Below are 16,567 nucleotides of genomic sequence, written 5' to 3'. Positions count from 1 at the left end.
CGGAGCACCGGATTGACCAGGGCCGACCCTGACCGGAAGGATCAGCATCTCGACGTTGTCCTGTCGGGCGAGGGGCGTCACCGGCATGACGCCGGCTTCGACGCCGTGCGTTTCGTGCATGAGGCCCTGCCGGATCTGGATCACGGCAAGATCGATCTGGGGGCCGACCTGCTGGGGCGGCGGCTGCAGGCCCCGCTGCTGATCAGTGCCATGACCGGCGGGCCGTCGCGGGCCGGGGCGATCAATGCGCGGCTGGCCGAGGCGGCGCAGCATCTGGGCATCGCCCTGGCCGTCGGCTCGCAGCGGGCGGCGCTGGAAAGCGGCGGCGCGGCCGGGCTGGACATGGGGCTGCGGCAACGGGCCCCGGACACGCCGATCCTGGCCAATATCGGCGCGGCCCAGCTGACGCGGGGCTTCGGCGTCGACGAGGCGCGGCGGGTCATCGACATGATCGGGGCCGACGCCCTGATCGTGCACCTGAACCCGTTGCAGGAGGCCTGTCAGCCCGAGGGTGACCGCGACTGGTGGGGCGTGGGCGCGGCCCTGGGGGCGTTGATCCGCCGGCTGGACGCGCCGGTACTGGTCAAGGAGACGGGGGCCGGTCTGTCGGCGGCCACGGCGCGGCGGCTGGTCGAGATGGGCGTCGCCGGTCTGGATGTGGCCGGGGCGGGCGGGTCCAACTGGGGCCTGATCGAGGGTGAGCGGGCGCGGGATCCGGCCGACAAGGCCCATGCCGCCGCCTTCGCCGACTGGGGTATCCCGACGGCCCGGGCCATCGCCGCGGTGCGGGCGGCCTGTCCGCAGACGTTGCTCATCGGTTCGGGCGGGGTGCGCGACGGCGTCGACGCGGCCCGGGCCATCCGGCTGGGTGCCGACATTGTCGGTCAGGCCGCCGGGGTGTTGAGCGCCGCCACCGTCTCGACCGAGGCCGTGGTCGCGCATTTCCAGATCGTGATCCGCCAGCTGCGCACGGTCTGTTTCTGCACCGGCTCGTCCAGTCTGGCGGTGCTGCGACGGGCACCGCTGCAGTCGGACTGATCCCGCTGTCGCGCGCCGCTGGGTCCCGGGGTTCGCTACGCGCCCCCGGATGACGACAGCGATCAATCGGTCAGGCCGACGGCAACAGGCCCGCCGCGAAGGCGCGGTAGCGTCCCGCCCGGACCCCGTCCGTCGCCCGGGCGATGTCGGGGGCGAAATAGTGGTCACTGCCGTAGGCGGCGGCCGCCTCGCGGACGATGGCATAGACCTTTTCCAGATCGGGCGACGAGGTCAGGGGGCGGTGGAATTCGATGCCCTGGGCCGCGGCCAGCAGTTCGATGCCGACCACGGCGGCGCTGTTCTCGGCCATGTCGAGCAGGCGACGCGCGCCATGGGTGGCCATGGAGACGTGGTCTTCCTGGTTGGCGCTGGTCGGCACGGTGTCGACGCTGCACGGATGGGCGACCATGCGGTTTTCGGCCACCAGGGCGGCGGCGGTGACCTGGGCGATCATGAAGCCGGAATTGAGGCCGCTTTCCTTCACCAGGAAGGCCGGCAGGGCGCTCATGTTCGGATCGACGAGGATGGAGGTGCGGCGCTCGGAAATATTGCCGATCTCGCACAGGGCCATGGCGATCTGGTCGGCCGCAAAAGCAACGGGTTCGGCGTGGAAATTACCGCCCGAGATGACGTCGCCGTCCTCGAAGAAGACCAGCGGATTGTCGGTCACGGCATTGGCCTCGCGCGTCAGGGTGGCCGCGGCGTTGTTGAGCAGGTCGAGGATGGCGCCCATGACCTGGGGCTGGCAGCGCAGGGAATAGGGGTCCTGGACCTTGGCGCAGTCGTGGCGGTGGCTGTCGCGGATGGCACTGCCGGCCATCAGGGCGCGCAGCCGTTCGGCCACGGCGATCTGGCCGGGCTGGCCGCGCAGGGCGTGGATGCGGGCGTCGAACGGGGCGTCGGAGCCTTTCAGCGCGTCGACCGACAGGGCCCCGGCGGCGACGGCGGCGGCATATACGGCCTCGGTCGCGAACAGGCCGGCCAGCGCGAGCGCGGTCGAACACTGGGTGCCGTTCAGCAGGGCCAGACCCTCCTTGGGACCCAGCGTCAGGGGCGCGAGCCCGGCGCGGGCCAGGGCGGCCGTAGCCTCGAGGATCTCGCCCCTGTGGCGGGCCTCGCCGACACCGATCAGGACGCAGCTCATATGGGCCAGGGGGGCCAGGTCGCCCGAGGCCCCGACCGAGCCCTTGGCCGGGATACAGGGCAGGACGTCGGCATTGACCATCGCGATCAGGGTCTCGAGCGTGGCGCGGCGGATGCCCGAGGCTCCGCGCGACAGGCTGGCGATCTTCAGCACCATCATCAGGCGAACCACGGCATCGTCCAGATCCCGGCCGACGCCGCAGGCGTGGCTGAGGACGAGGTTGCGCTGCAGGGTCTCGAGATCCTCGGGCGCGATCGAGGTGTTGGCCAGCAGGCCGAAGCCGGTGTTGATGCCGTAGACGGTGCGGCCCTCGGCGACGATGGCGGCGACGGTGGCCGCCCCCTTGTCGACATCGGCCCAGGCCGCCGGGGTCAGGTCGACGGTGCAGGGGCCGTCGAGCACGGCGCGCAACCGGGCGAGGGTCAGGGGCGTCGTGCCGAGGGTGAGTTTCATTCGCTGATCCTCTCCCTTCCCCCTTGATGGGGGAAGGGCCGGGGTTGGGGGTGCGGCGGGCCCGATCGGCCGCCGAAGGAAGGTCCGGGCTGCGAGAGAGCGGTGCCTATATGGCCACCGTTTCACCCCCATCCCAACCCTTCCCCCATCAAGGGGGAAGGGCTCTAAAGGCTCGGCAGGTTGAGCCCGTGCTCGCGGGCTGCGTCTTTCGCAATGTCATAGCCGGCGTCGGCGTGGCGCATGACGCCGGTGGCGGGGTCGTTCCAGAGCACGCGTTCCAGACGTTTGGCCGCCTCGGGTGTGCCGTCGGCGACGATGACCACGCCGGAGTGCTGGGAGTAACCCATGCCGACACCGCCGCCGTGATGCAGGGAGACCCAGCTGGCCCCCGAGGCGGTGTTGAGCAGGGCGTTGAGCAGGGGCCAGTCGGACACGGCGTCGGAGCCATCAATCATTGATTCCGTCTCGCGGTTGGGGCTGGCGACCGAGCCGGAGTCGAGATGGTCGCGACCGATGACGATCGGGGCGCTGAGCTCGCCCGAGGCGACCATGTCGTTGAACATCAGGCCGGCGCGATGGCGGTCGCCGAGGCCGATCCAGCAGATGCGGGCAGGCAGGCCCTGGAAGGCGATGCGGTCGGCGGCCATGTCCATCCAGCGATGCAGGCCGGCATTGTCGGGGAACAGCTTTTTCATCGCCGCATCGGTCTTGGCGATGTCGGCCGGATCGCCGGACAGGGCGGCCCAGCGGAACGGGCCGATGCCGCGGCAGAACAGCGGGCGGATATAGGCGGGGACGAAGCCGGGGAAGTCGAAGGCGTTGGCGATACCGGCGTCGAAGGCGACCTGGCGGATGTTGTTGCCGTAGTCGGTGACCGGGATGCCGGCGGCCTGGAAGTCGAGCATGGCCTGGACGTGCACCGCGCAGGACTGGGCAGCGGCGAATTCGACGGCGGCGGGGTCGGAGACCCGCTTGTCCTCCCATTCGGCCACGGTCCAGCCCTGGGGCAGATAGCCGTTGACGAGGTCGTGGGCGCTGGTCTGGTCGGTGACCAGGTCGGGCCGGACGCCGCGCTGGACCAGTTCAGGCAAAACATCCGCCGCATTGCCCAACAGGCCGACGGATATGGCTTTTCCGTCCGACCTGGCCTGTTCGAGCAGGGCCAGGGCCTCGTCGAGGGTCTCGGCCATCACGTCGAGGTAGCGGGTCCTGAGGCGCATCTCGATGCGGCTGCGCTGGCATTCGACGGCGAGGCAGGAGGCCCCGGCCATGGTCGCCGCCAAAGGCTGGGCCCCGCCCATGCCGCCGAGGCCGGCGGTCAGGATCCATTTGCCCGACCAGTCGCCGCCGTAGTGCTGGCGGCCGGCCTCCATGAAGGTCTCATAGGTGCCCTGAACGATGCCCTGGGTGCCGATGTAGATCCACGACCCGGCCGTCATCTGGCCGTACATCATCAGACCCTTGCGATCGAGTTCGTTGAAATGCTCCCAGGTCGCCCATCTGGGCACCAGGTTGGAGTTGGCGATCAGCACGCGCGGCGCGTCGACATGGGTGCGGAACACGCCGACGGGCTTGCCCGACTGGACCAGCAGGGTCTCGTCGGGTTCGAGTTCGCGCAGTTCGTGGACGATGCGATCGAAGCTGGGCCAGTCGCGGGCGGCCTTGCCGATGCCGCCATAGACCACGAGATCCTCGGGCCGTTCGGCCACCTCGGGATCGAGGTTGTTCATCAGCATACGCAGGGCCGCTTCGGCCGCCCAGGTCTTCGCGGTCATCTCGGGGCCATGCGGCGCGCGAATGACGCGGGTGTTCGGTTGAGTCGTCATGGCGGCTTCATAGCCTCTTCTCCGCCTGCGGGTGAAGGGAGAGGGCAGGGGGCATCGTCGGCAGAGACTTCGCAGCGCCTCCCTCTCCCGGCGGGAGAGGGCTTGAGCGCCCGTGAGCGAAGCGAGCGGTTGCGCGAAAGGGTGAGGGCTTATGGTGCGACCGGGGTGAGACCGTACGCCCTCTCCCCAACCCCTCTCCCCCGGGAGAGGGGCTTGAAGGCGGCGGTTCCGGCCTTTCTCGACCCGCAGGGGGAGAAGGGCTTAGATGGGCGCATGACCGAATCCGAAGCCCTGTCCTGGCCCTCCGTCGCCGATCTTCTCGGCCATCATCCCTATGCCGATGTCGTCCTGATCGGGGCGGGGCTGAATGAACGGTCGCTGACGCCGGGGCGGTGCGATCTGGGGCCGAAGGCGTTGCGGGCGGTGCTGCCGCGCTTCTCGACCTATGATGTGGAGACCGGTCAGACGCTGGACCTGCGGGTCCACGATGCGGGCGATGTGCCGCTGAAGGCGGTGACGCCGGCGGATGGATTCGCGCCGGTGCGCGATGCGGTGGCGATCCAGGAATCGCGGGCGCTGACCATTCTGATCGGCGGCAACAACGCCATCACCCGGCCGGGGGTGCACGGCATCGGCCTGGCGCGGGCGGGGCTGCTGACGCTGGATGCCCATTTCGACCTGAGGGACACGGACCAGGGGCTGACCAACGGCAATCCGGTCCAGGCGTTGCTGGAAGACGGCCTCGACGGGGCGCGCATCAGCCAGATCGGCCTGGCGCCGTTCGCCAATACGCGGCGGGCGCACGACAAGGCGAAGGCGGTGGGGATTTCGGTGCGGACGGCGCGGGAGTGCCGGGAGCAGGGCGCCGCGGTCGTGGTGGCCCAGGAGCTGGCGCGGCTGGCGGCGCTGTGTGAGGTGATCTACGTCGATTTCGACATCGATGTGATCGACCGCAGCCAGTGGCCGACCTCGCCGGGGGCGCGGCCGGGCGGGATCAGCGTGCATGACTTCTTCGACGCCACCCGGGTGATCGGGGCCCACCCGAAGGTGAAGGCCGTGGACCTGACCGAATATGATCCGTCGCTGGAGATCGGCGACCTGGGCGCGCTGACCGCCGGGCGCTGGCTGTGCGAACTGCTGGCCGGGTTTCAGGGGCGATGAAGGATCGCACTCAGAACCCCTCTCCCATGGGGAGAGGGGCAGGGGAGAGGGGGTTCGGCGGCAGCCATCTTCGCACGATAACCCCTCACCCTTTCGCGCAAGTACGATCGCTTCGCGCTCGTGCGCTCAAGCCCTCTCCCGCCGGGAGAGGGTCATGAGACTGATCACCGACTGCCGGATCGCCACCATGGTCGCGGGCGGCGAACCCTATGGCGCGATCGAGGACGGGGCGATCCTGATCCGCGACGGGCGGATCGCCTGGGTCGGGGCGCGGGCCGACCTGCCGGACCATGAGGCGACCGAGACCGACCGGCTGGGCGGGGCCTGGGTCACGCCGGGGCTGATCGACTGCCATACCCATCTGGTGTTCGGCGGGGACCGGTCGGGCGAGTTCGAACAGCGGCTGGAGGGCGCGACCTATGAAGAGATCGCCCGGGCCGGGGGCGGGATCGTCGCCAGCGTCACGGCGACCCGGGCGGCCAGCGAGGAGGACCTGTTCGACTCGGCCATGAGCCGGCTGGACGGGCTGACCGCGACCGGGGTGACGACGGTCGAGATCAAGTCCGGCTATGGTCTCGATCATGAGAGCGAACTGAAAATGCTGCGCGTCGCCCGGCGCATCGGGGCCGAGACCAACGTGCGGGTGCGGACCAGCTATCTGGGCCTGCACGCGGTGCCGCCGGAGTGGAAGGCGGATCGGGGTCGCTATGTCGATCTGGCGGTGGACGACATCCTGCCCGCGGCGCACGCTGAAGGGCTGGTCGACATGGTCGATGCCTATTGCGAGCCGATCGCCTTTTCGGTCGAAGAGGTCGCGCGGCTGTTCGACAGGGCGCGGGACCTCGGCCTGCCGGTCAAGCTGCACGCCGACCAGCTGTCGAACGGCGGCGGCGCGGCGCTGGCGGCGAAATATGGCGCGCTGTCGGCCGACCATATCGAACACACGACCGAGGCCGGGGTGAAGGCCATGGCGGCGGCCGGGGTGGTCGCCGTGCTGCTGCCCGGGGCCTATCTGATGCTGCGCGAGACCACGCCGCCGCCGATCCAGCTGTTGCGCGACCACGGGGTGGCCATGGCGGTGGCGACCGACTGCAATCCGGGCACCTCGCCGCTGGCGTCGATGACGGCGGCGCTGAACCTGGCCTGTGTCCAGTTCCGCCTGACGCCGGAGGAGGCGCTGGCGGGGGCGACGCGGGTCGCGGCCAAGGCCCTGGGGCTGGAGGCCGAGATCGGCACGATCGAAATGGGCAAGGTCGCCGATCTGGCGGTGTGGGACATCACCCGTCCGGCCGAGCTCTGCTACTGGCTGGGCAAGCCGCTGCTGTTTTCACGCTATGTCGACGGCTGGCCGGAGCAACCATGACCACCACAACCACCGACGTCGTCATTCTGGGCGGCGGCCACAACGGGCTGGTCTGCGCCTTCTATCTGGCGAAGGCCGGGCTGAAGGTGACGGTACTGGAGCGGCGTCATGTCGTCGGCGGGGCGGCGGTGACCGAGGAATTCCATCCGGGCTTCCGCAACTCGACCGCCAGCTACACGGTCAGTTTGCTGAACCCGAAGGTGATCGCCGACATGGACCTGGCCGGGCACGGACTGCGGGTGGTCGAGCGGCGGATGTCGAACTTCCTGCCGCTGGACGACGGCCAGTATTTCACGGCCGGGGAGGGGCGGACCAAGGCCGAGGTGGCGCGGTTTTCGGTGCGCGATTCCGAACGGCTGGAGGCCTATGAGACGCGGCTGGAGACAGTGGCGGCGATCCTGCGCGATCTGGTGCTGCAGGCCCCGCCGAATGTGGTCGAGGGCGGCTGGCTGGCGGCCCTGCCCGAGATGCTGAAGGCGGGGAGCGTGGGGCGGCGGGTGGCGGGTCTGGACGTGACCGGGCGGCGCGACCTGCTGGACCTGTTCACCAAGTCGGCGGGGGACTGGCTGGACGGCTGGTTCGAGAGCGATCCGATCAAGGCCCTGTTCGGCTTCGACAGTATCGTCGGCAACTATGCCAGCCCCTACACGCCCGGCTCGGCCTATGTGCTGCTGCACCATGTGTTCGGCGAGGTGAACGGCCGCAAGGGCGTCTGGGGTCACGCCATCGGCGGCATGGGGGCGATCACCCAGGCCATGGCGGCGGCCTGCGCCGGTGTCGGGGTCGATATCCGGCTGGATGCGCCGGTGGCGGCGGTCCTGACCGAAAAGGGCCGGGCCGTCGGGGCGGTGACCGAGGCCGGGGATACGGTGCGGGCCCGGGCGGTGGTGTCCAATCTGCATCCGCGGCTGCTGTTCGACCGGTTCGTCGATCCGGCGGTGGTGCCGAAGGATTTCCAGGCGCGGATCGGCAACTATGCGTCGGGATCGGGGACGTTCCGCATGAATGTGGCCCTGTCCGAACTGCCGACCTTCACGGCCCTGCCCGAGGCGGGGGATCACCATACGGCGGGCATCATCATGGCCCCGTCTCTGGCCTATATGGACAGGGCCCATGCCGAGGCGCGGCTGCACGGCTGGTCGTCGAAACCGATCGTCGAGATGCTGATCCCGTCGACGCTGGACGACAGTCTGGCCCCGGCCGGGCAGCATGTGGCCAGCCTGTTCTGCCAGCATGTCGATCCGACCCTGGCGGACGAACATCGCGACACGGTGGCGGACCTGATGATCGAGACGGTCGATTCCTATGCACCGGGGTTCAAGGCCTCGGTGGTCGGGCGGCTGGCGCTGGGGCCGCGCGATCTGGAACGACGGTTCGGCCTGGTCGGCGGCGACATCTTTCACGGCAAGCTGGGGCTGGACCAGCTGTTCAGCGCCCGGCCGGTGCTGGGTCACGCCGATCACCGGATGCCGGTGCCGGGACTTTATCTGTGCGGTTCGGGCGCGCATCCGGGCGGCGGCGTGACCGGGGCACCGGGGCACAATGCCGCCAGGGCCGTGCTGAAGGCCGTCAGGCGACGCTGACGCGGCACTCTTGAGGGGGCGTCAGGCTACGCTGACGCGGCAGTCCTGAGGGGGCGTCAGGCTACGCTGACGCGGCAGTCTTGAGGGGGCGTCAGGCTACGCTGACGCCCATGGCCTTCATCAGGGCGTCGCGGATGGCGGCCTCGGTGAAGGGTTTCTGGATCGTCGCCTGACCGCGCCATGCGTCGGGCAGGCCGCCCTCGCCGTAGCCGGTCGAGAAGACGAAGGGCACGCCCCGCGCCTTGAGGACCTCGGCGACGGGGAAGATCTGCTGGCCGGCCACATTGACGTCGAGCAGGGCGGCATCGAGCGCCGATTCGGCTTCGGCCATGGCCAGGCCTTCCTCGACGGTGGCGGCGGGACCGACGGGGGTGCAGCCCATATCCTCGAGAATGGTCTCAAGCAGCATGGCGACGAGGGATTCGTCCTCGACGATCAGCACGCGGCGGCCGTTCAATCCTGGGTTCATGTCGGGTCTCCACGGTACAGCGGGATCGAGATCTCGGCCTCGAGCCCTGCCGACGGGTAGCGCAGTTCGATCGTACCCGCCAGATCATGGTGGACACTGCGCTCGATCAAGCGGCTGCCGAAGCCCCGGCGCGCCGGCGGGTCGACCGGCGGCCCGTCCAACTCGCGCCAGTTGAGGTTCAGCGTGGACGAGTCGGCACCGGTGAGGGTCCAGTCCACCAGCACACGCCCCTCGATCAGGGACAGGGCCCCGAATTTGGCGGCATTGGTCGCCAGCTCATGGAAGATCATGCCCAGCGACAGGGCGGTCGCCGGGGACAGGGCGAGGGCCGGGCCGTTGAGCAGGACCCGTTGCCGGCCGTGGACCTCGGTTTCGTGCTCGAGAATGGCGCGCAGCTCGGCCCCTTCCCAGTGGCTGCGGGTCAGCAGGTCGTGGGTATGGGACAGGGCCATCAGTCGCGCCTGGAAGGCCTCGGCGAAGGAGGCGGGGTCGATGTGGGTGCGGGCCGTCTGCATGGCGATCGACTGGACCGTGGCGAGGGTGTTCTTCACCCGGTGATTCAGTTCGTCGATCATCAGGCGCTGACGTTCGACGGCCAGAACGGTGTCGGTCACTTCGTGGCCCTGAACGAGAATGCCGACGACCCGGGCCGACTCGTCACGGATCGGCTGGAAGATGAAGTCGACATAGACGGTCTCCAGCGGGCTGTCGGGTTGACGTCGCAGCTGGACCAGGGTTTCGCGGCCCTCGATCGATTCGCCGGTGGCCCATATCTGGTCCAGCATATCGACGAAGCCCTGATCCCGGACCTCGGGCACCGCCTCGACCACCGTCTTGCCGAGCAGGTCGCTGCGTCCCAGCAGTTGGGCGTAGGCGGCATTGTGCATCTGGAACACATGGTTCGGCCCGGCCAGGACCGCGATGAAGCCGGGGGCCTGCATCAGGATATCGAACAGCCGGTTGCGCTCGCTCTGCAGGCGGCGATTGTCTTGCTGGACATGTTCGGCACGGGCCAGGACATCGCCGCCGACAATGGCGTTCAGCGCCGTTTCGGTCCGAAGTCCGGCGGTCTGGCGGCGCAGCGTCTCCAGTTCGGTGATGTCTGTGGTGTGCTGGAGGATGAAGGCGGTCCGGCCGTCGCTGTCGCGGAGCGGCGTGTGGGTCGCGGACCAGTAGCGCTCCTCCAGCCGGGTTTCGCCGGAGGGCTGGGCCCTGGGTATGGCGTAGCGGATGACCGCGAGATGGTCGGACTGACCGGTCTCGAGCACCCGTTCGAACGAGGCGCGCAGCTGGCGGCTGTTTTCGCGGCCCGCTTCGGTGGGGCCGGCGTCGAAGACGTCGAATACCTTCCGGCCGATCAGGGCGTCGCGGGTGCTGCCGGTGACCTCGAGATAGGCCGCGTTCATGCCGGCAAAGCGGAAGTCGGGTGTGATCAGCATGTAGGGATTGGGCGAGGCGTCAAACGCCGACGCCAGATCAACCGCGAGGTCGTCTGAATCCGCTAGCTTTTTCAACATGATCCCCGGACTACGAGCCGGGACAACGCGCGACAGGCGCAATTGGTTCGCTGTCGGGATCGATATTTGCCGGAAAAGGCGATGGCTGTGTCACCGGCGACATTCCGGCTAGGATCGCCGGCATGATGTTCGCCCGTCCGGCACTTGCGGTTTCTCGGTAAAATGGCTCCACGCATACCCCCGGCGGCGGATGTGAACCCGGTCGTGCGCATCGGCCAGGGCGCGCTGGTCGGGCGTATCGAGGCGGGCGTTGCCGGCTTCAAGGGCGTCCCCTATGCGGCCCCGCCCGTCGGACCGCTGCGCTGGCGGGCACCGCAGCCGCCTGCCGGCTGGCCGGGCCTGCGGGATGCGGCGACCGTCGGCCCGATCTGTGTCCAGCCCCCGGCCGGGGGGGACCCCGGCGTGGGACCCCTGCCGATGAGCGAGGACTGTCTGACCCTGAATGTCTGGACCCCGGACGCCGGCGACGGTCCGTTGCCGGTGATGGTCTGGATCCACGGGGGCGCGCTGATTAGCGGGTCCGGGACGGCGGCCCTGTATGACGGAACGGCTCTGGCGCGGCGCGGCGTGGTGGTGGTGACGATCAACTACCGGCTGGGGCGGCTGGGGGTCTTCGCCCATCCGGCCCTGAGCGCCGAGGCCGGCGGTGGGGGCCTGGTCGGCAACTACGGACTGGCGGACATGATCGCCGGCCTGGAATGGGTGCGGGACAATATCGCGGTCTTCGGGGGCGACCCCGCCAATGTCACCGTCTTCGGCGAGTCCGCGGGCGGCGCGGCGATCCTGCGGCTGATGATCGCCGGCCCGGCGCGCGGGCTGTTTCACCGGGCGGTGGTCCAGTCGGGTCTGGGTCGGGACGTGGGCACGCCGGTGTTCGCGGGGCGGGACGGGCGGCCGTCGCTGGAGGCGCGGGGCGTCGCCTTTGCCGACAGCCTGGGTCTGGCCGGGGCCACCGCCGCGCAGTTGCGGGCCGTTCCCACCGGGCGGCTGTTGAGCCCGCCGCCCAGCTTTTACGGCGGCGATCTGCTGGTCCTCGACGGTCACGACGGCCACGGGCTGATCGACGCGGATGTGGAGCCGGCCTTTGCCGCGGGCCGGCAGGCCGCGGTGCCGCTGATCATCGGCAGCAACAGCGACGAATTCGGGGACATCCGGCCGGAGGACATGAGCCCCTGGCGCGAGCTCGATGCGGCCATGACCGGACCGGAACGGCAGGCGTTGCATGCGGCCTATGGCGGCGCGGACGGCTACCGGGCCGGGGTGGTCAGCGATCTGGCCTTCAATGAACCGGCGCGGCGGCTGGCGCGGCTGCACGCCCGGGCCGGCCATCCGACCTGGCTGTACCGGTTCGACGTGGTCGCGGCGGCCATGCCCGGAGCCCGGGCGGGGGCTCCGCACGGGTCCGAACGCCCCTATGTGTTCGACAATCTGTCGGCCGCGCCCTGGCCGGTCGGGGAGCGGGACCGGCGGGTGGCGACGGCGATGGCCGGCTACTGGACCGGATTTGCGGCGACCGGCGATCCCAACGGGGACCAACGGCCGGTCTGGCCCGAATACCGGGCGACGCCGGGACAGCTGCTGATGTTCGGCAATGACGGCCCGGCGGCCGCGCCGGTGCCCTTTGTCGAGCGACTGGACCTGATCGAGGCCCTGTACGCCCGTATCCACTGATCGCCGTCAGGCGGCCATGCGGAAATGATCGGCGGCCGGCGTCTCGAAGGGTCCGGCGCGGAACTCGTCCCACAGGGCGTCTTCATCCGAATAGCGGGCGCTGGCGGCGGCATCGATCACGTCGACGACCTGTTCCTCCAGCCGGTCCCAGATGACGGCGAGGTCGGAACAGCCGTCGGCCTCGCACGGCACGATCAGATAGCGGTTGGCGGAAACGGCGGCGTGGGGGGCGAAGGCGCGGGCCATGGGGAACTCCTGAAGCGGGGTGACTTGCTGATGAGCCTACTTTGCGACAGTGTTGCGCCAGAAACGGACGTATAGGATCGCGTGACCCGATGAGACACGACAAGGCGGCGATGGTGATCGAGCTGGCGCGGCATATGGCGGCCAGCGCCGAGGGGTTGACGCTGGACGAGATGGCGACGGCGATGCGGGTCGGGCGGCGCACGGCCGAACGGATGCGCGACGCGGTGCTGATGCTGTTTCCGGCGGCGGAGGAGGTGTCCGATCCGCCGACCAAGCGCTGGCGTATCCGTGGCGGGTTGTCGGCCTTTGAGCAGGCCCCGACGGCGACCGAACTGGTCGAGCTGACCAAGGCGGCCCACGGACTGCGCGCCGCGGGCGAGCCGGGGCGGGCGGCGGCGCTGGAGGGGCTGGAGCGCAAGCTGAAGTCGGCGATGCGCTCGACGACGCTGAACCGGCTGGCCCCGGATCTGGAGGCCCTGATCCGGGCCGAAACCATCGCCGTCCAGGCGGGCCCGCGCCCGTCGGCGGATGAGGCCGTGCTGGCCGAGATCCGCGGCGCGGTGCTGGCCGGGCGACCGCTGGGCTTCACCTATTGCCGACCGGGGGCCGAGGCGCGGCGCCGCAGCGTGGCCCCGTGCGGCGTGATGTTCGGGCGGGCCAACTATCTGGTCGGGGCCGACCGCGAGAGCGCGCGCATCCAGACCTTCCGGCTGGACCGGATGAGCGCGGTCGAGGCGCTGGACGGCATCGCCGCCCCGCCCGCCGATTTCGACCTGCAGGCCTTCGCCAGCCAGTCGTTCGGCATCTATCAGGACGAGATCGAGGATGTGGTGTTGCGGGTGACACCGGAAGGCGCGGACGAGGCCCGGGCCTGGCGCTGGCACCCGACCCAGACGCTGGAGGATGAGGCCGGCGGATCGGTGATCGTGCGCTTCCGGGCCAGCGGAATGCGCGAACTGGCCTGGCACCTGTTCAGCTGGGGCGACCGGGTGGCCATCGTCGCGCCGCAGCGGCTCAAGACGGTGATGGCCGGGGAACTGGCGGCCGCCGGGCGCGCTCTGGAGCGGGCGGCACAGACGGATGGCGGCGACTGACGTTTTCGCCCAGACTCGTTGTTGTGGACTGTTCCGGAGTTCCGAATCCATGCGTTTTTCTGCCGGTTTGATCGCCGCCGTCGTCAGCGGCCTGTTGAGCCTGACCGGGTGTGCGACCGCAGCGGACAGTCCGGGGCGATCCCCCCTGCCGCCCTACGCCGCCCTTGATCCCGTGGCCGTGACCGTGACCCGTGACGGGAACCGCTGGGCCGCCGACTTCGCGCTGGATCGGGACGCGCCGGTATGGGCCTTTCGCGAGTCGGCGCTGCTGAAGGCGTCCCGCGAGCCGTGGCGGCCGCAGCAGTGGACGGTCGAGACGCCGGGCGTGGTGATGGAGCGGTACGGCTTCTATGACGTGCTGCGGGCCGTGGACGGGGGATCAGTGCCGCGACAGGTGCGGATCCGCCTGCGTCCGACGTCGGGGGATCTGGAAGCGGCCTATAGCCCGGCGCTGATCTTTTCCGACGGGTCGGTCGCCCTGGCCTCGGACCAGTTCGATCTGATGCCCTATGCCAGTGTGGCCGAGGTCTCGGCCCTGCCGCAGGACCTCAACGGTCTGAACCTTCCGGGGGGGCCGTCGCGCGTGACCTGGGTGGATCGGGCAGGGCCGGTATTGTTCAACGGCCGGCGGCAGCAGGCCCCGACCGCAGAGCATGCCCGGACCTATGTCCTGTTCGGCACGGCGCGCCTGATGGACAGCGACCGGTTGGCCACCGTGGTCGACCCCGGCCTGCCGTCGTGGATCGGTGACGAAATCGGGATCTTCGCGCCCCGTCTGACGGACTACTACGCCGATCGTCTGGGGCCGGGGCAGACGGAAAAGCCGACGGTGATGGTCAGCTGGTCGGGGGCCCGTGACGGCATGACCAGTATGGGCGGCAGCGTCCTGCCCGGACTGATCGTGATGAGCTTCGAGGGGACGGGGGTGGTGACGCGGTCGGACCGGGTGCTGGCGGCCGCGCGCTGGTTCATCGGCCATGAGACCGCGCATTTCTGGCTGGGTCAGACCGTGCGCTACGAATACGCCCGCGAGGCCTGGATCACCGAGGGCGGGGCCGATCTGATGGCGATCCGCGCCCTGGCGGCGGTGGACCCGACCTATGACCCGCGCGATCAGCTGCAGGGTGAGGTCAACGACTGCATCACCCTGGCCGCCGGGGGCAGCCTGGCCAGCGCCGGGACGCGGGGTGAGCACCGGGCCTATTACGCCTGCGGGGCGGTGTTCGCGCTGGCGGCGGAAGCGGCCCAGAGACGGCACGACGGCGGCGACTGGTTCGACTTTCTTCGGCCGTTGCTGGACAGCAATCGTGACGACGGCGTCCTGACCCGGGCGGAATGGCTGGCGGCGATGACGACGGCCGCGGGCGATGCGGAACCGGCCCGGTTGATCGCCCGCCTGCTGGACGACGGGGCAGGGGAGCCCGTGCCGGTGCTGGCCGCACTGTTTGACCGGACCGGCGTCGCCTACCGGGTGGACGACGGCACCCTGATCCTGCTCTGAGCTTCAGGCCTCGCCGAACGGATAGGGGCTGACCGATTTCGACCAGTCGTCGACGGTGAGCGGGCGGTCGACCGGCGGGGCGGCGCGTTCGGCGCAGGGGTGACGGTGGCACAGGCGGCAGGCCGGGCCGATGGGGGTGACCTCGGGCGCGGCCAGGTCGAGACCGCGGGCATAGGTCAGGCGGTGGGCGTGTTTCAGCTCGCAGCCGAGGCCGATGGCCAGGTCCTGACCCTCGCCGAAGCCGTCGTGGCCCTGGCGGTCGACGGTGCGGGCCAGGGTGAACCAGCGGGTGCCGTCGGGGGTCTCGATGATCTGGGTGACGATACGGCCCGGCGTGCGGAAGGCGCTGTGCAGGCGCCAGCGCGGACAGGCCCCGCCGAAGCGCGAGAAGGGGAAGGCCCCCGAGGCATAGCGTTTCGAGATATTGCCGGCCTGATCGACCCGCATCAGGAAGACCGGCACGCCGCGGGCTGTGGGGCGTGACAGGGTGGTCAGCCGGTGCGCCGCCTGTTCGAAACTGACGCCGAAGCGGGCCTGCAGCCGGGCCAGGTCGTAGCCGGTCGCTTCCGCGGTGCGCTGGAAGGCGGCGTAGGGCATCAGCATGGCGGCGGCGAGGGTGTTGGTCAGGGCGACCTTGAGCAGGTTGCGGGTCGCCGCGTTCGGGGCCTTGGCGGCCTCGGTCGCGGCGGTCAGTTCGGCGTCATGTTCGACCAGGGCCAGCTGATAGGCGATGGCGAAGGCGCGCGAGGCGGGGCCCAGGGTCTCGGAGATCAGCAGCCGCCGACGATGCGGGTCGAAGCGACGGGTCCATTCCACCATGACCTCGGCCGGCATGATGCGGACGGGCAGGGTATGGCGTTCGAGCAGCCGGGCGCGGGCGCGCACCTCGAACCCCTCGCCGCGGATGGCGGGGTCGTCGGGGAACAGGGCCTCGTGCAGGGCCTCACCCAGGGTGTCGAGCTCGGGAAAGTGGTTGCTGCGGGCCTGGATGTGGTCGCGGACCCAGTCGGCGGGCGACTCCACACCGGTGACGCCGCCCTGGCCGGCCTCGGCCTGTTCGCGGGTACGGCGGTCGGCGAAGGCCCGGTACAGGCGGACCAGGGCATCGGCGGCGCCCGGGGCGTCGTCGACCAGCTGCAGGATCTCATGGCGCGGGACGGCGAGGCCGCCGAACACCGGGTCGGCGAGAATTTCCGCCAGTTCCGCCTCGCCGGCGGGGCCGGCCTGCTGGGCCAGGGCGCGCAGATCGACGTCATAGGTGTCGGCCAGACGCAGCAGCAGCTGGGCCGAAACCGGGCGCTGGTTGCGCTCAATGTGATTGAGATAGCTGGGGGAAACCCCGAGATCGGCGGCCATCGCCGTCTGGGTCAGGGCCATGTCGCGACGCAGCCGCTTGAGGCGGCCGCCGAGGAACAGCTTGCGGTCCGTGGTCCCGGTCATCGTGACACCATGTCATGATATGACTGAATAGCAAGGGTCATATTGTGACATAATGACTGGA

The 16,567-nt window shown here is 69.9% G+C and carries 13 protein-coding genes; 7 read left to right on the top strand and 6 right to left on the bottom strand.

From position 1 onward, the window contains the following. Positions 1–12 precede the first annotated feature (12 nt). A complete protein-coding gene (gene fni, locus AACZ75_RS01525; protein WP_339870798.1) occupies positions 13–1,038 on the top strand; it encodes a type 2 isopentenyl-diphosphate Delta-isomerase in 1,026 nt (341 codons plus the stop codon). A 70-nt stretch (positions 1,039–1,108) separates the two neighbouring features. On the opposite strand, the gene hutH is transcribed toward fni, so the two are convergent. Together hutH and hutU are read right to left on the bottom strand one after the other, a co-directional pair. Beyond that, positions 1,109–2,635, bottom strand: coding sequence for a histidine ammonia-lyase (gene hutH, locus AACZ75_RS01520; protein WP_339870797.1), 1,527 nt, complete (start codon positions 2,633–2,635; stop codon positions 1,109–1,111). A 164-nt stretch (positions 2,636–2,799) separates the two neighbouring features. Then, positions 2,800–4,461, bottom strand: coding sequence for a urocanate hydratase (hutU, locus tag AACZ75_RS01515; RefSeq protein WP_339870796.1), 1,662 nt, complete (start codon positions 4,459–4,461; stop codon positions 2,800–2,802). A gap of 273 nt (positions 4,462–4,734) precedes the next feature. On the opposite strand from hutU, the gene AACZ75_RS01510 reads away from it, so the two are divergent. The 3 genes from AACZ75_RS01510 to AACZ75_RS01500 all read left to right on the top strand — a co-directional run bounded on the left by AACZ75_RS01510 (position 4,735) and on the right by AACZ75_RS01500 (position 8,568). Further along, positions 4,735–5,622 carry an agmatinase family protein gene (locus AACZ75_RS01510; protein WP_339870794.1) on the top strand — a complete coding sequence of 296 codons (888 nt, stop codon included), beginning with the start codon at positions 4,735–4,737 and terminating at the stop codon, positions 5,620–5,622. Between the two features lie 154 nt (positions 5,623–5,776). Then, entirely contained in the window at positions 5,777–6,985 is a 1,209-nt protein-coding gene (gene hutI, locus AACZ75_RS01505) for an imidazolonepropionase (RefSeq protein WP_339870793.1), read from the top strand. After that, on the top strand, positions 6,982–8,568 hold the full coding sequence (locus tag AACZ75_RS01500) for an NAD(P)/FAD-dependent oxidoreductase (protein WP_339870791.1): 1,587 nt from the start codon (positions 6,982–6,984) through the stop codon (positions 8,566–8,568). Before hutI ends, AACZ75_RS01500 begins: the two co-directional genes overlap by 4 nt. 91 nt (positions 8,569–8,659) lie before the next feature. Here the strand turns inward: AACZ75_RS01500 and AACZ75_RS01495 are convergent, their stop codons facing one another. Together AACZ75_RS01495 and AACZ75_RS01490 are read right to left on the bottom strand one after the other, a co-directional pair. Beyond that, positions 8,660–9,037, bottom strand: coding sequence for a response regulator (locus tag AACZ75_RS01495; RefSeq protein WP_339870790.1), 378 nt, complete (start codon positions 9,035–9,037; stop codon positions 8,660–8,662). Continuing rightward, the gene (locus AACZ75_RS01490) at positions 9,034–10,554 is read right to left on the bottom strand and encodes an HWE histidine kinase domain-containing protein (protein WP_339870789.1); all 1,521 of its coding nucleotides are present in this window, start codon (positions 10,552–10,554) and stop codon (positions 9,034–9,036) included. The genes AACZ75_RS01495 and AACZ75_RS01490 overlap by 4 nt, the downstream gene beginning before the upstream one ends. A gap of 162 nt (positions 10,555–10,716) precedes the next feature. Here AACZ75_RS01490 and AACZ75_RS01485 point away from each other — a divergent pair, with 162 nt between their 5' ends. Then, on the top strand, positions 10,717–12,225 hold the full coding sequence (locus AACZ75_RS01485) for a carboxylesterase family protein (protein ID WP_339870787.1): 1,509 nt from the start codon (positions 10,717–10,719) through the stop codon (positions 12,223–12,225). A gap of 6 nt (positions 12,226–12,231) precedes the next feature. Here the strand turns inward: AACZ75_RS01485 and AACZ75_RS01480 are convergent, their stop codons facing one another. Then, positions 12,232–12,471, bottom strand: a complete 240-nt coding sequence (locus AACZ75_RS01480) for a hypothetical protein (RefSeq protein WP_339870786.1) — start codon at positions 12,469–12,471, stop codon at positions 12,232–12,234. Between the two features lie 89 nt (positions 12,472–12,560). Here AACZ75_RS01480 and AACZ75_RS01475 point away from each other — a divergent pair, with 89 nt between their 5' ends. Both AACZ75_RS01475 and AACZ75_RS01470 read left to right on the top strand, forming a co-directional pair. Next, the gene (locus AACZ75_RS01475; protein WP_339870785.1) at positions 12,561–13,565 is read left to right on the top strand and encodes a WYL domain-containing protein; all 1,005 of its coding nucleotides are present in this window, start codon (positions 12,561–12,563) and stop codon (positions 13,563–13,565) included. A 49-nt stretch (positions 13,566–13,614) separates the two neighbouring features. Further along, positions 13,615–15,066, top strand: a complete 1,452-nt coding sequence (locus AACZ75_RS01470; RefSeq protein ID WP_339870783.1) for a hypothetical protein — start codon at positions 13,615–13,617, stop codon at positions 15,064–15,066. 3 nt (positions 15,067–15,069) lie between these two features. On the opposite strand, the gene AACZ75_RS01465 is transcribed toward AACZ75_RS01470, so the two are convergent. Beyond that, positions 15,070–16,506, bottom strand: a complete 1,437-nt coding sequence (locus AACZ75_RS01465) for a short-chain fatty acyl-CoA regulator family protein (RefSeq protein WP_339870782.1) — start codon at positions 16,504–16,506, stop codon at positions 15,070–15,072. Positions 16,507–16,567 lie beyond the last annotated feature (61 nt).

The sequence above is a fragment of the uncultured Brevundimonas sp. genome, from assembly GCF_963975535.1.
Lineage (GTDB): Bacteria > Pseudomonadota > Alphaproteobacteria > Caulobacterales > Caulobacteraceae > Brevundimonas.
The sequence above is the reverse complement of the archived record's forward strand: the minus strand, read 5'-3'. Positions and strand labels throughout refer to the sequence as shown.